We start from the raw sequence: 15,178 nt of genomic DNA, 5'->3' as shown, positions 1-15,178 counted from the left end.
GCTGTCGTACATAACGATTATGTGAAAGAGGAGTGTAACCATGTCATCCCTGGACCCTGTTTTGCTCAGCCGGATACTAACCGGCCTTACCCTGTTTGTACACATTATTTTTGCTTCTATCGGTGTAGGTGTTCCACTTATGATTGCCTTGGCCGAGTGGCGAGGACTCCGAACCAATGATATGCATTACACCTTGCTGGCACGCCGGTGGGCGCGAGGTTTTGTCATCACCGTTGCCGTTGGCGTTGTTACAGGCACCTCGATCGGATTACAGCTCAGTCTGCTGTGGCCGATGTTTATGCGGGTAGCAGGTCAGGCAATCGCCCTGCCGCTATTCATGGAGACGTTTGCCTTTTTTATAGAGGCGATCTTTCTTGGGATTTACCTCTATACGTGGGATCGTTTCAAAAAGAAATATACGCATATGCTGCTGTTGATTCCGGTAGCTCTCGGCTCATCTGCATCTGCGATTTTCATTACAACGGTGAACTCCTTCATGAACCAGCCTCAGGGATTCACCCTGATTAATGGCATCATGAAGGATATCCATCCAATTGCTGCGATGTTGAATCCGGCGACGCCAACCAAGGTGTCCCATGTACTCGCCTCATCCTACACCCTGAGTGCAGGTATCCTGGCGGGGATAGCCGCCTTTAGTTTGCTCCGGGGACGGGATCATGTGTATTACAAAAAAGCACTGAAACTCACGACGGTATCTGCGCTCGTATTTGCCATCAGCACCGTCATGATCGGAGACTCCTCCGGTAAATTTCTGGCGAAATATCAGCCGGAGAAGCTGGCTGCCGCAGAATGGCATTTCAAGACAATGAAGAAGGCACCGCTCGTCTATGGGGGTATTTTGGATGAGAACAATGAAGTGAAATACGCGATTGAGATTCCCTATGCACTTAGCATTTTGGCGGGGAATCGTCCCGATACGGAAGTGAAAGGTCTCGAAGAATTTCCGGCGGATCTGAGGCCACCACTGTCCATTCATTATATGTTCGACCTGAAGGTCACAACGGGAGTAATCATCCTGATGATTCCTGTGTTATATGTATTGCGGCGCTGGTTGCCAGGGCGTAAGCCATACCCCAAATGGCTGTTGCTTGGCATCGTCTTGCTGGGGCCTCTGGCCATGATTGCGATCGAGTTGGGGTGGATGTTCGCTGAAGTGGGCAGGCAGCCTTGGATCTTACGCGGATATATGAAGGTGGCGGAAGCGGCCACGACGTCAACTTCGGTAGGATGGATGTTAGTGTTGTTCATCTTGCTGTATCTGATCCTGTGTTTCTCGTGCATTCGGGTACTCAGCAAGCTGTTCCGCAACAAGGAAGCAGAGAAGGAACTAGAGTCTCTGGGGCTTGAAGGAGGGATCGTGCATTGAGTTTCGAAATTGCAGGCATCGCAATATTGTGGACGTTTTTGTTCGGTTACTTGATCGTTGCGTCGATTGATTTTGGCGCCGGGTTCTTCAGCTTTTATAGCATTTTGACCGGGCATGAGAACAAAATTCATAACATCATTCAGCGCTACCTGTCTCCTGTGTGGGAAGTGACGAATGTATTTTTGATCTTTTTTGTGGTCGGACTGGTCGGGTTTTATCCGGACAGCGCCTTTTATTACGGGACGGCTTTGCTGGTTCCAGGTTCCTTGGCCATTGTACTGCTTGCGATCCGGGGCGTGTATTACGCCTACAATACCTATGGCAATCATGGGCAGAACAGCCGGATCTATATGGCATTGTACGGGGCGACGGGATTGCTGATTCCGGCGGTATTTTCCACCATTTTGGCGATATCCGAAGGCGGGATCATTGAAGAGGTGGGCGATCAGGTGTTTTTTCGCTGGCGTGAATTTTTAACGAATCCCTATACCTGGTCGGTTGTTTTGCTTGCACTGGTTAGTGTGCTGTACATCTCGGCGATGTTTCTTTCCTATTATGCAAAACGGGCGGGGGATGAGCCGGCATATGAGGTACTTCGAGAGTACGCGCTGCTCTGGAGTTTGCCTACCATTTTTGCAAGCTTTCTGGCTTTTCTGCAGATTAACAAACAGAATCCCGAACACTTTGAGCAGATGGTAAATATTTCGTGGATGTTCATCGCTTCGTTTATTTGTTTTGTCATTGCTGTGTCGCTGGTGTGGAGAAGTAAATATCTGGGTTGGTGTTTTGTTGCTGTCATGCTTCAGTTTGCCTTTGCCTGGTATGGTTACGGGCGATCTCACCTTCCGTACATATTGTATCCTTACATCAATATTTACGACGGCTTTACGAATCGCACGATGGGGATTGCGCTCATTACAGCGTTTAGTCTGGGGTTACTCGTGCTCATTCCTTCGCTTGTGCTGATTATGAAGCTGTTCCTGTTTGATGCCAATTATGTGCGCGGTAATTCTGGTAAAAAGAAAGGATGAGTCTGTTCATGGTCACTACTGAGGGAGTCACGGGGATACCCGGTATAACCGGATTGAGCTTTTTTGAGACATTCACCATTATGTACGCCCCTCCACTGATCATTGCGGCTGCTATTGTCTTTCTGTTTATATATCTGGCCGTATATAAGAACCCAAAGGATTGATTGGTTGGTACGTCCATTCCCGTTTGGGGTAATCTGTTGTTAAGAAATGAGGAAGGGAGGAGGGCCCTTTCATGCCGAAAATCCGTTATAACAATATCGATAATGTAAGTACGGACAAAACGCTGAAGGAATTCAAACAATGGAGGGAGCAACGGCGGAGCAAAGTGAAGGACTACTCCTACACCGTGCCCAAACACCCGCCTGAACTGGATTATCTGCATGCCAACCGGGATGACACAAGTATTACCTGGATTGGACACTCCACGTTTTTCATTCAATATTATGGATTGAACATCGTGACTGACCCGGTGTGGGCCGAAAAAATGGGATTTCAACGAAGGCTCGGTGCCCCCGGCATTCCGATTCAGGATATTCCACCGTTGGATGTGATTCTGATATCCCATTCCCACTATGATCATCTGCATCTGGCTTCCTTGCGTAAGCTGATTACAGCCAAGACGTTGCTGATCGTACCCGATGGTCTCAAGCGCAAGATGATTCGCAAAGGATTCCATCGATGCCAGGAGATGAAATGGTGGGATCATATGACACTTGGCGGAGTCAAAATAACTTTTGTTCCTGCACAGCACTGGACGCGCCGAACGTTGTTTGACACCAATACGTCCCATTGGGGCGGTTATGTATTGGAATCGCATCATTCGGCAACGACTTCAGCAGCGGAAAGTGCTGCAACAACGAGCAATCAGGATGAATCATCCACGGAATCAGGGAAGAACGATACATCCAAAACATCAGGCGGTCCGCCTGTGTTGTATTTTGTCGGTGATACAGGTTACTTCCAGGGTTTTAAAACAATTGGAGAACGCTTTGACATTGGTGTTACCCTGATGCCCATCGGTGCCTACGATCCGGAATGGTTCATGACTTCTCAGCATGTGACACCCGAAGAAGCGCTGCAGGGGTTCGTTGAATCCGGCTCACAGCTCATGGTGCCAATGCATTACGGCACATTCAAGCTGGCGGATGATACGCCCAAGGAAGCGCTGGATCGGCTGGAAGCCGAACGTGAACGGCTAGGCATTGGTAAAGAGCGGATTCGGGTGCTTGGTCATGGCGAGACACTCCGCATTCACCACGAGGAAGGTAAACGGGGCTAACAAAAGTGAGCCAAATATGTTAATGTAGGGATATGCCTGCATGAACAGTGTATTTACCAAATCTTTAATAAGTAAAAAGCGGCCAATTTTCGAATTTGCCGCTTTTTTGTGTTATAATATGGTGCCAGAATAGGCATCGGGATATTGAATCCATGATTTACGCAACTTGCTATTCATGCAGTATGCAGATTAACCAATAAAGGATGGTATGCTTAATGATCAGTACAAGCGGCATCACGCTCCGCTACGGAAAACGTGCACTTTTTGAAGATGTAAATATCAAATTCACGCCAGGGAACTGTTACGGCCTGATCGGCGCCAACGGAGCCGGCAAATCAACATTCTTGAAAATTTTGTCTGGTGAGATTGAAGCCAACTCGGGAGAGGTGCACATCACCCCGGGCGAACGTATGGCCGTTTTGAAGCAAAACCACTTTGAATATGATGAGTATCCGGTTCTCGAAACGGTAATTATGGGTCATAGTCGTCTGTATTCCATCATGAAAGAGAAGGATGCTTTGTATGCGAAGGCAGACTTCACAGAAGAAGACGGTTTGCGTGCAGGTGAGCTTGAAGGGGAATTCGCTGAGCAAAACGGCTGGGATGCTGAACCAGATGCAGCGGCGCTCCTGATCGGTCTTGGCATTGTTCGTGACATGCATGACAAAAAAATGATAGAGCTGAGCGGAAACGAAAAAGTCCGTGTATTGCTGGCACAAGCGTTGTTTGGCCGTCCAAACAACCTGTTGCTCGATGAGCCTACCAACCACTTGGATCTCGAATCCATTCAATGGCTGGAGAACTTCCTGATGGATTATGAAGGTACCGTTATTGTGGTATCCCATGACCGTCACTTCCTGAACAAGGTATGTACGCATATCGCAGATATTGACTTCGGTAAAATCCAGATGTACGTAGGTAACTATGACTTCTGGTATGAGTCCAGCCAATTGGCACTTGCTCTGCAGCGGGATGCCAACAAGAAAAAAGAAGAGAAGATTAAAGAGCTACAAGCCTTTATTCAACGTTTCTCTGCGAACGCTTCGAAGTCCAAACAGGCGACTTCCCGGAAGAAAACACTCGACAAAATCACATTGGATGACCTTCGTCCATCCAACCGTAAATACCCGTTTATCAACTTCAAGCCTGAACGTGAAGCAGGTAAACAATTGCTGACGGTAGATCGTATTGACAAATCCATCGATGGTGTGAAAATGTTGAATGATGTGAGCTTTGTGGTGAACAAAGGTGACAAAATTGCATTTGTTGGCCCGAACGGAAATGCCAAATCACTGTTATTTGATATTCTCATGGGTGAAACCGAAGCAGATAGCGGCGAATATACTTGGGGTATAACGACGACTCAGGCTTATTTCCCGAAAGACAACTCCCAATATTTTGACGGTGTAGACATGACTCTCGTGGATTGGCTCCGTCAGTATTCGAAAGATCAGGATGAAACGTATCTGCGTGGATTCTTGGGCCGTATGCTGTTCTCCGGTGAGGAGTCCCAGAAGAAGGCTAGCGTACTCTCCGGGGGGGAGAAGGTTCGTTGTATGCTGGCGAAAATGATGCAGACAGGTGCAAACGCACTGATTCTGGATGAGCCAACGAACCACTTAGATCTTGAATCCATCACAGCACTGAATAACGGTATGATTGACTTTGACGGCACAATGCTGTTTACATCCCATGACCATCAGTTCATCCAAACGATTGCTAACCGGATTATCGAAATTACGCCAACAGGCATCATTGATCGCCAAATGAGCTATGACGAATATCTGGAAAGTGATGAAATCAAAGAACTGCGCAATAAAATGTATCCGGTAGAAGCTTAATCTAAGCATCATCTGCGGCACATGATTATAGGAACACCAAAGAACCGCAAGCCTCTGTGAAGAGGGCTTGCGGTTCTTTTTGTAATTCAATGGTTTCTCGGCGGCTTTAAGACCTAAGATCCACCAGTACGGCGACGTTGGTTGTTAGGCTTTTTGTTGTTTTGACTCTTCATCGCTTTAGGTCCGCCTTCAAAGTAGGCGCTGGATTGGTTACCAGAATTTGCTTGTTCTTTCTTTTGCGCCAGTTTTTGGCGTATAGCATCCTGCAAACTGACCTTTTTCGGTTCGTTATTTTCGCTCATCGTTATTTCCCTCCCGGTCTTACAGTGAGCCGTCCAGATTGGACGGGATGTACCTATTTTATACGTTTTACAAAAGCCCTACAAGGGCAACCTGATAAAATGCTCAAAACCTTTGGTTTTACCCAGGCCAACATTTTTTCTCAATAACTACAGCCCTGCCGTCTGGCAACTTTGTTTCGGCTTGCCTACAGCAATGCAACCTGGCAACACTGTTTCTGTAGACCCACACGCTCCGCATTTGGTAACATGGAAAAACCGTAATACGAAACGTTAAAGGGGTGTCGCCCGGTTTGAACGCTTATGAAGAAATTCGAAAAGGGGAGCGAGGGGCTTGGGTTAGTATCGTAGCCTATCTCGTCTTGTCCGCTTTTAAGCTGATCTGTGGATATTTATTTGCTTCCAGCGCCTTGCTGGCCGATGGTTTTAATAACCTTACAGATATTGTAGCATCCATTGCTGTACTGATTGGGCTTCGGATCTCCCAGAAACCACCTGATTCGGATCATGCCTATGGTCATTTTAGAGCGGAGACGGTTGCTGCTTTGGTAGCTTCATTTATTATGGCTATGGTTGGGCTGCAAGTATTGGTTGAAGCCGTTCGCTCCTGGTATGAAGGAGCCTTTGTTGCTCCAAACCTGTGGGCGGCAGCGGTGGCTGTAGTCTGTGCTGTGGTGATGTTAGGCGTGTACCGTTACAATCACCGTCTGGCAAAACAAATTAATAGTCAGGCTCTGATGGCTGCGGCGAAAGATAATCGTTCCGATGCCTGGGTCAGCATAGGCGCTGCAATTGGAATTATAGGTGCGCAGTTTGGACTTCCATGGCTGGATAAAGTAGCTGCCATTGCTGTAGGTCTGTTGATCTGCAAAACGGCTTGGGAGATTTTTCGGGATTCTACACATCGTCTTACCGACGGATTTGACCAGAAGGAACTGACGGATCTCAGATCCTCCGTAGCACGCGTTCCCGGTGTTGAGATGATCAAGGACGTGAAGGCACGTGTGCACGGCAGTCATGTACTTGTGGATGTAGTCATTGAAGTGGACGGAGGCCTAAGCTTGATTGAAGGCCATCAGATCTGTGACCGTGTTGAAGAGCGGTTGAAGCGATCGCATAACATCATGCATGTACATGTACATGTGGAACCAAAGACGGAAGAAGTCACAAGGAACCCTTGAACAGGGAGTGAACATCTTGGAAAATGAAAAGAGGACAGCCGCAATTGTGCGTGCTGTCCTCTTTACTTATCATTAGAACGATTATACGATGTTATTGAATGGCAACGTGGATCCACGCTTTGCCTTTCCAAGTGTATACTTGTACCCACTCGCCGCCATCGAATCCATCAACCACTTCACCTGTTGTATCGATGACTTGGGAACCTAATGCACCGATTGGTTTACCGTTAGGTGCATCATAGAACCAAGTGCGCTCCAGAAGGTTCAGCAACATCGTTGGTGCCAGTACTTCATCACCTGGTTTTACGAGTGGCTCTTCAAACATTTTCTCATCTGTAGTCGTAGCTGGCGTTTCAGTTGTAGTTGAAGTACCTTCTGCACCTGTAGTGTCTACTGTTGTACCTGTTACAGTCTCAGCAGTACCTTCTACTGTTTCTACAGCAGGTTTGTTCACTTCAACAGCTGGAGTTGTTGTGGTCGTTGTCGTTGTTGTAGCCTCAGTTCCTGTTTCCGGATTTACCGTTCCAGTAACCGCTTCCTCAGCACCCGCAGCGGCAGCCATCGAACCCATCAACGTTAAAGCAGCGGCAAAACTTACGATTTTTTTCATTTTGTTTTTCCTCCTCGGTAGGTATGTAAAATGTTGTCCTGATTACAAGTAACCAAGCAAGCACCCTTATGAATCACAAATTATAACAATATTTTCTTGCATTCTCCAGTGTCAACTGGCTCATATGTGGGTATATAGCAAGCCTGTAAATATCATACTTCAGTGGGATAAAACCGGGTTGGCTATCTCAAGAAGGTCCTGTTTTTTTTGGGATTCATACGAGAGCGGATTGGAATAAAGCAGAAGGGAGTGCAATACATAATATAGAAAAGTTGACCTATGCCTGAACGCACAAAAGCCAATCGGCTTGGGAGCACGATCGGCTTTTGTATGTATTTCGTTTAGTAAACACTCAGTCATATCAGAGCCTGAGGTTATCGCATTCGGCTACGTCCCGTAATCAGGGAGATTACGAACAGTACAACAAAGATGAAGAAGAGTACTTTCGCGATTGAAGCAGCTGCTTCAACAATACCGAAGAATCCAAAAATACCTGCTACCAGTGCAATAATTAGAAATAATACAGACCATTTCAACATAAGTATTCATCCTTTCGTATAATTGATTGTGGAGTGAGTTGTGTTCACCTCACCGCCTTGTGTAGTCTAACTTTAACCGAGTGCTAACCGCTTGAAACATTGGTTTTTTTTCCAAGCGAAGGCATATATGAAGGGATATATAATATTGTTTCGTCCGGGAAATCGCCGGGTAACTATAGCAATAACAAACTGATGCACATATGGAAAGAGAGGTTCTTCTATGATCTATCAAATTAGCGTGGCCCTGATTGCAGTGGCATTTGCAGTACTGGTATTCTTTTTAATTCGTACCTTGAAATCCGCTCAGGGTTCTTTGGACAATGTCTCACAGACATTGCAGGAGGTACAGAAAACCATTGACGAACTTAGTTATGAAGTGAAGCAGACGGTAAGACATGCCAATGATATTACGGTGGATGTACAACACAAAATGAAAAAAATTGATCCTGTTATGGAATCTGTTGAAAATCTGGGAGAAGTGTTAAATGAAGTGACGGCAGCAGCCAAACAAGTTTCCACAACGCTGATGGCGAAATTTCAGACCAAACGTAACAACGCTGAACAGACCAAGCATGCTGAAGCGGTTCATGTAACTGCACCGCCTGCTACATCAACGGATCGTACCCTGCAATCCTATGAAGCTACATATAATGGTGAAGCTAAGGGCGGGAAAAACTGGATGAAGTATGTTGATGTTGCAGCGAACGTATGGCAACGGATGCGCAAGTAACATGACCGCTTTGTAACCCATGAAGAAGCCTTCAGAGCGGTGATGAACCTGATGAAAGGGTGAGAATCATGATGAAACTACTGCTTGTGATGTTTAGCGTAATTTCTCCCTTTTCCGTTCAACCGGCAGCGGTACCCGCTGCTCACGATATGCAATGGACGGCAATGGAAGAGAAGGCGTCAGAGGTAACTCTGGCTGTTGATCGATCCGAGACTTTCCAGCATTTTCGGACTCTGAATGGCATTTCTCTGGATGACACCATGGATGATTTGTTGGCCAATAAGGGCCAGCCGGGGCATAAGCAGGAAGATCCTTATCTGGGATGTCCTGAATATCACTTTCATGATGTGAAGGTTGGCTTGTGTGAAGATACGGATGTCATTCAATATGTGCATATCGATGCATCTGAGAATCACATCATGTTAAACGGAAAGAGAATTGAGATGAATATTGAAGCGATCCATCATGCTCTAGGGAAACCTTATTATGTGGCAGAGGACGGAGAAGTGTTTCTCCGTGGAGACCAGGCTCTGAAGGTATATATGAAGTCAGGATCTCATCAGATTGAAGGCATTGATCTTTTTGATGACACAGTTTCCTAGGATTGGTTATTACCAAATCGTTTCAAACCCATATAGTATGGTTATATACTAAGTAGCTCGATACAGAAGATTAAATCAGAGGAGAGTGGAAACGATGAATTCAACCAATGAGCAAGCTTATGCAAAAGTGGTAGAAAACGGAGTCCAGGCGGTAGAAGCGGTGAAAGAATTGCAGATTACCGGATACCTTGCTGATCAAATCTTTGTTCTCGCCCATGAGAAGGATCGTACAGATCGAATTGCCGATACAGCAGATGCCAAAGAAATTGGCATAAAGGAAGAAGGCGTATTTGATTCCTTGGCGAATCTGTTCCGCTCACGTGGTGATGAACTCCGGGCCAAAATTGTTTCGATGGGCTTTACCGAAGCCGAAGCGGACTTCTACGAGAGTGAACTCGACAAGGGTAAAGTACTCGTTATTGCTAAAAAGAAAGATTAACTCGATAAGTTGAAGTTTGCTGAACATGGACAAGCTTCTGAATCATTTATGTAAAATGCTTAATCAAAAACATAGATAAGGAATGGGGCTTTCCCCATTCCTTATCTATGTTTTTGCAAGTTTGGAAGCGGGATCAGGACGCTGCAAAAACAGGGTGAGTCGCGGGGATATTCCCCTACGATGGTGCCATTTACTGATAGAAGTTTTTTGTTTTTACGATTATAGTTATACTAGGAATTATTATGTCTACTGCCGTTTTGTATGCAAAATTTGTATAATCAACGTTTGTTTTAACCTAATAAGAATCGACAAACCCGGACGCCACAGATAAGGAGATATCAATGAGAATACTTATTGTTGACGACAATCCGACGAATGTCATTATCATTCGAGAAATTCTGAAAAAAGAAAACTATCGTGACATTGTAACGGCGAGTTCCGCCATGGAAATGTTTGAAGTGTTAGGAATTGGGGAGGAAAGCAACGAACTTCGTCCAAGACCGTCGGATATTGACCTGATTTTGCTAGATATGATGATGCCTGAGATGGACGGTATCGAAGCCTGCAGTATTGTGCAGAAATTTGAGAATCTGAAGGATATACCGATTATTATGGTGACTGCCATCGGAGACTCCAAGAAACTTGCCGAAGCATTGGATGCTGGTGCATCTGATTATGTGACCAAGCCGATTAATAAAGTCGAACTGATGGCCAGAATTCGACTCGCACTTCGTTTGAAACAGGAGAAGGATTGGCATAAAGAGCGTGATCAACGTATTCAGGATGAGCTCAAGTTGGCAGCGATGGTCCAAAATGCTGTATTAAGTCCGGCAATTAGGGACCCGTTGTTCCAAGTGCATGCCATCTATAAACCATCCTTTGAGCTTGCGGGTGATCTGTATTCTTGGTACCCCCTTGGGGAAGGCCGTTACGGAGTACTGCTGCTCGACATGATGGGACACGGGATATCTTCATCCCTGTTTACCATGTTTATCGCTTCTGTGTTAAAAGATACGGTTACCACTTATGTGGATCCAGAGAAGGTCATTCAGGAGTTGAACCGTCGTTTTAACCAGCTCCATCTGGAAAAACAATTGGTGCAGTATTATTTCACGGCAATTTATTTGGTCGTTGATACACGGATGAAACGTATTGATTATGTTAATGCGGGGCATCCACCTGCTTTATTTTTCCGAAACGACGGCAGTGTCACCACATTTGACAGCGTCTGCTGTCCTGTTGGTTTATTTGACAAGATGGATATTGAACCACAAACGATCCATTATGAGGGTGACGGGCATATTGCACTCTATACGGATGGATTATTGGAAGCTGTTCAGGGCGGGCAGGAAGAACAACATGAATTCCTGATCGAAAAACTGACTGGCTCACATCAGTGGAATGAAGCTGCTATGCAGGCCATGTTTTTTGACGACGAAATTCCCCAAGAGCGGGATGATGATAAATGTCTGGTCTGGATTACTTTGAATAAAGGGGCGGGGGATGAATGAAGATCAGGAATAAACTGCTGATTGGTTTTACCGCTCTGATGGCCATTTTGATCGTGCTCACGTTTGTGAGTTATGAACGGTTAAACAGCAGTAATCAACAGATTGATCAGATGTATCAGGAACGTTATCTCAAAGTAAGGTTCACTTCTGCTGCACGTGGAGAGGTCAATGATATTGCCAAAGTGCTGGCTAACTTGTTATTGAATCCGAACAATTCGATTAATGCTGCTGAGGGTGACCTGAAGGAGATGAAGGATCGGGGGGATGGTTACCTCGCAGAAGTGAGAAACCGGGCAGACAGTGCACCTGAACATCAACTGGTGGATCGTGTGAATACGGCGTGGACCGCTTATACATCTTATGCAACGAGACAGATCAACCTGATGTCCCAAAACCGGGTAGAAGATGCGAATAACTACCGCAATTCAACAGGACTCGCGGTGCAAAAAGAAACTGTGGATAGTTTGAATGCTCTTTCACGTTATCAGGACCAAGAGATTGATGCTGAGATCAAGAACGCTAACGAAGCGTATACGAGAGCAGTACAGATCACGATAAGTATCATGATTGCCGGGTTGTTGCTTGCATTGGGTGTCATTCTGTGGGTGCTGCCGAGTATTACACGGGGTCTGAACACTGTATCTATGATGATTACCAGCTTTGGTAAAGGGCGTTACCGAACCATTCGGCGCATACAGGTCAAATCAACCGATGAGATTGGTCAGATTGCCAGTGTGTTCAAAGATGTATCCAGTGATCTGGAAGAAAAACTGGAGATCGAGAGGGCTTATGTGCAGGCTCAGCAGGATCAAAACTGGATGAGTTCGAACATCGCAAGAGTCCCGGAGCTGCTTCGGGGGATTGGCTCCATTCGCCAAATTTCACAGATGTTTATCAGTGAGTTCACACCTGTGCTTGGTGCTCAGTTGGGTGTCGTCTATCTGATCGATGAGGAGAAACATCCCGACGAACTGAGACGTTACGGTGCATACGCATTTGAAGAGAACGAAGATGTTGGTAAGGAAATGTATCGCATCGGGGAAGGCCTGATTGGTCAAGCCGCGCTGGATATGACACCGATTATTCTGGAAAATACGCCCGAAGATTACGTGCATATTGGTTCAGCTTCAGGCTCAACACGTGCTGCGGGTATCATGATCTATCCTGTCGTGTTTGAAGATGAACTGATTGGTGTAGTTGAAGTGGCTTCCTTTGAAGGTTTCAATGAACTGCACAAGCAGTTATTCACACAACTGATTATGAACCTGGGCGTAATTTTGAACAACGTTCGACGTCGTTTGCGTGTGGAGGAGCTGCTACGTGAATCCCAGGCACTGACTGAGGAACTGCAGGTTCAATCGGAAGAATTGCAGACACAGCAAGAAGAACTTCGTCGTTCCAATGAGAATCTGGAGGAGCAGACAGAGGCGCTTAAACGATCTGAGGAGTTGCTACAGCGTCAGCAGGAAGAACTGGAACATTTTAATACGGAACTCATTGCCAAGACGCGGGCGCTTGAAGAGCAGGTGCGTGAAGTTGAAGAGAAAAATGACGAAATTGAGAAAACGAAGACACAGTTGGAACAGCAAGCTACACAGCTGTCGATGACAAGCAAGTACAAGTCCGAATTTTTAGCGAATATGTCACATGAACTCCGTACACCATTGAACAGTCTGCTCATATTGTCCCAGTTATTGTCGGAGAACAAAGGTGGAAATCTGACTGACAAACAGCAGGAATATGCGCAAACCATCTACATGTCGGGCGCGGATCTGCTGAAGATGATTGATGAGATTCTGGATCTGTCCAAGGTGGACGCAGGTAAGATGGATATCAATTATGAGACCGTACGAATGGAAGAGCTGACCAGCTTTGTTCAGCAGAACTTTGGACCGATGGCGAACAAAAAGGAACTGAACTTGAATATTGATTTCGACAGCGATCTACCGGAATGGGTGTACACCGACAGCCATCGCGTCAAACAGATTTTACGGAATTTGTTGTCGAACGCATTTAAGTTCACCAATCGAGGTTCGGTTAGTCTAATTGGACGACGGATGAAACCGGAAGAACTGCCGGGTTATATGAACACCAATCAGGAATATCTCGGATTCAGTGTAAAAGACACCGGCATTGGTATTCCATCGGACAAGACGGATCTGATCTTTGAAGCGTTCCAGCAAGTAGACGGGACCACAAGTCGGAAATACGGTGGAACTGGTCTGGGATTGTCCATTAGCAGGGAACTGGCACGTTTGCTTGGTGGTGCAATACAGGTGGAATCATCCGAGGGAGAAGGTAGCTGCTTTACCTTATACCTGCCGGATAATCATGAAGAGGAAGTCTTGGCGGAGGAAGGTGCTTCAAGAGAAGCGGCTGTTTCCTCAGAGGATCTTTATGAAAAGTCCATCGAAGCACGGACCATGCTTTCAAGTCATCAGTCCATTCTCTCTCCTGATCCGGAGCGTAGCGTGGGTACAGATCTTTCTCCTTCCCATACTCCAGATGTCACGCAGATCGAAGATGATCGGGAGAATCTGATGGAAGGTGACAAAATCCTGCTCATCATTGAGGATGACGTGAACTTTGCACATATTTTGACGGATATGGCGAGAGGAAGAGGCTTCAAAGCACTTGTTGCCCTTCAAGGGGATAAAGGACTTGAAATGGCACGTCAATATCTGCCGGATGCCATTATCCTGGATATTCAATTGCCGGTGATGGATGGTTGGACCATTCTGGGCGAGCTGAAGAGCAGTTCGGCAACACGCCACATTCCGGTTCATGTGATTTCAGTCATTGATGATATGAAGCAAGGTCTGATGATGGGCGCCATTGCGTATCTGAAAAAACCTTCGAGCAAGGATTCACTGGATAAAGCATTCTCACATATCAAATCATATACTGAGAATCAATTGAAACGATTGTTGATCGTCGAAGATGATGAAATTCAGCGTAAAGCCATTATTGAATTGATTGGTCATGATGATGTTGCAATCACTGCTGTGTCGACAGGTAGTGAGGCGTTAAATGAATTACACAGCCAGCGTTATGACTGTATGGTACTGGATCTGATGTTAACGGATATGACCGGGTTTGAGTTGCTCGACCAGATTCGCGATGATGAATATCTGAACGATCTGCCGATTATAATTTATACAGGCAAAGAACTGGATTCCAAGGAAGAAATGAAGCTGCGCAAATATGCGGAATCCATCATTATCAAAGATGTGAAGTCACCGGAACGTCTGCTGGATGAGACCACTTTGTTCCTGCATCGGGTAGAAGCCAATTTGCCGGAAGACAAGCGTCGAATCTTACAGAAACTACACAACAAAGAAACGTTGTTTGAAGGCAAGAAAATATTGCTTGTAGATGACGATATTCGTAACGTATTTGCCCTTTCGAGTGTTCTTGAAGGCTATCGGATGGATGTGACGTTTGCTGAGAACGGCCGAGAGGCTTTGGAGATTTTAGACAAAAATCCGGAATTTGATCTGGTACTGATGGATATGATGATGCCAGAGATGGACGGTTATGAAGCGATGACACGAATCAGACAGATCCCGCAGTTTGAAAAGTTGCCGATTATTGCGCTTACGGCCAAAGCCATGAAAGAGGATCGCGGCAAATGTATTGAGGCCGGAGCATCTGATTATGTGAAAAAACCGATCCAGACAGATCAATTGTTATCCTTAATGCGCGTATGGCTGTATTCGTAAGTTC

Annotated in this window: 14 protein-coding genes; 11 read left to right on the top strand and 3 right to left on the bottom strand. The window is 45.9% G+C overall.

Going from position 1 to position 15,178, the window contains the following annotated elements; all coding sequences use genetic code 11:
* Positions 1 to 40 precede the first annotated feature (40 nt).
* From MHH25_RS26090 to MHH25_RS26070, 5 genes are all read left to right on the top strand, one after another.
* Positions 41 to 1,387: a cytochrome ubiquinol oxidase subunit I gene (locus MHH25_RS26090; protein ID WP_076319640.1), complete on the top strand. Its 1,347-nt coding sequence runs from the start codon at positions 41 to 43 to the stop codon at positions 1,385 to 1,387.
* A complete protein-coding gene (locus MHH25_RS26085; protein WP_036606967.1) occupies positions 1,384 to 2,418 on the top strand; it encodes a cytochrome d ubiquinol oxidase subunit II in 1,035 nt (344 codons plus the stop codon). Before MHH25_RS26090 ends, MHH25_RS26085 begins: the two co-directional genes overlap by 4 nt.
* A gap of 8 nt (positions 2,419 to 2,426) precedes the next feature.
* Positions 2,427 to 2,582 carry a hypothetical protein gene (locus tag MHH25_RS26080; RefSeq protein WP_165790098.1) on the top strand — a complete coding sequence of 52 codons (156 nt, stop codon included), beginning with the start codon at positions 2,427 to 2,429 and terminating at the stop codon, positions 2,580 to 2,582.
* A gap of 71 nt (positions 2,583 to 2,653) precedes the next feature.
* A complete protein-coding gene (locus tag MHH25_RS26075) occupies positions 2,654 to 3,700 on the top strand; it encodes an MBL fold metallo-hydrolase (protein WP_076319639.1) in 1,047 nt (348 codons plus the stop codon).
* Between the two features lie 215 nt (positions 3,701 to 3,915).
* Complete coding sequence (locus tag MHH25_RS26070) at positions 3,916 to 5,541, top strand: ATP-binding cassette domain-containing protein (protein WP_036606972.1); 1,626 nt, start codon at positions 3,916 to 3,918, stop codon at positions 5,539 to 5,541.
* A gap of 113 nt (positions 5,542 to 5,654) precedes the next feature.
* Here the strand turns inward: MHH25_RS26070 and MHH25_RS26065 are convergent, their stop codons facing one another.
* Positions 5,655 to 5,843 (bottom strand): hypothetical protein, encoded by a 189-nt coding sequence (locus tag MHH25_RS26065; protein ID WP_017692261.1) that lies wholly within the window; start codon positions 5,841 to 5,843, stop codon positions 5,655 to 5,657.
* 290 nt (positions 5,844 to 6,133) lie between these two features.
* Here MHH25_RS26065 and MHH25_RS26060 point away from each other — a divergent pair, with 290 nt between their 5' ends.
* Positions 6,134 to 7,021, top strand: coding sequence for a cation diffusion facilitator family transporter (locus MHH25_RS26060; RefSeq protein ID WP_036606974.1), 888 nt, complete (start codon positions 6,134 to 6,136; stop codon positions 7,019 to 7,021).
* A gap of 91 nt (positions 7,022 to 7,112) precedes the next feature.
* Here MHH25_RS26060 and MHH25_RS26055 read toward each other — a convergent pair whose 3' ends face one another.
* Positions 7,113 to 7,631 (bottom strand): hypothetical protein, encoded by a 519-nt coding sequence (locus tag MHH25_RS26055; protein WP_143781127.1) that lies wholly within the window; start codon positions 7,629 to 7,631, stop codon positions 7,113 to 7,115.
* 374 nt (positions 7,632 to 8,005) lie between these two features.
* The gene (locus MHH25_RS26050; RefSeq protein WP_017692264.1) at positions 8,006 to 8,170 is read right to left on the bottom strand and encodes a DUF1328 domain-containing protein; all 165 of its coding nucleotides are present in this window, start codon (positions 8,168 to 8,170) and stop codon (positions 8,006 to 8,008) included.
* Between the two features lie 220 nt (positions 8,171 to 8,390).
* On the opposite strand from MHH25_RS26050, the gene MHH25_RS26045 reads away from it, so the two are divergent.
* From MHH25_RS26045 to MHH25_RS26025, 5 genes are all read left to right on the top strand, one after another.
* Positions 8,391 to 8,900 carry a DUF948 domain-containing protein gene (locus MHH25_RS26045; protein WP_036606976.1) on the top strand — a complete coding sequence of 170 codons (510 nt, stop codon included), beginning with the start codon at positions 8,391 to 8,393 and terminating at the stop codon, positions 8,898 to 8,900.
* A gap of 68 nt (positions 8,901 to 8,968) precedes the next feature.
* On the top strand, positions 8,969 to 9,502 hold the full coding sequence (locus MHH25_RS26040; protein WP_036606978.1) for a hypothetical protein: 534 nt from the start codon (positions 8,969 to 8,971) through the stop codon (positions 9,500 to 9,502).
* 94 nt (positions 9,503 to 9,596) lie between these two features.
* Complete coding sequence (locus tag MHH25_RS26035) at positions 9,597 to 9,941, top strand: general stress protein (protein WP_017692267.1); 345 nt, start codon at positions 9,597 to 9,599, stop codon at positions 9,939 to 9,941.
* Between the two features lie 341 nt (positions 9,942 to 10,282).
* Complete coding sequence (locus MHH25_RS26030) at positions 10,283 to 11,452, top strand: fused response regulator/phosphatase (RefSeq protein WP_036606980.1); 1,170 nt, start codon at positions 10,283 to 10,285, stop codon at positions 11,450 to 11,452.
* Positions 11,449 to 15,174, top strand: a complete 3,726-nt coding sequence (locus MHH25_RS26025; protein ID WP_340018523.1) for a response regulator — start codon at positions 11,449 to 11,451, stop codon at positions 15,172 to 15,174. Before MHH25_RS26030 ends, MHH25_RS26025 begins: the two co-directional genes overlap by 4 nt.
* Positions 15,175 to 15,178: the final 4 nt, after the last annotated feature.

The sequence above is a fragment of the Paenibacillus sp. FSL H3-0457 genome (assembly GCF_037981725.1).
GTDB lineage: Bacteria > Bacillota > Bacilli > Paenibacillales > Paenibacillaceae > Paenibacillus > Paenibacillus amylolyticus.
This window is presented reverse-complemented; position numbering and strand designations above follow the sequence as displayed.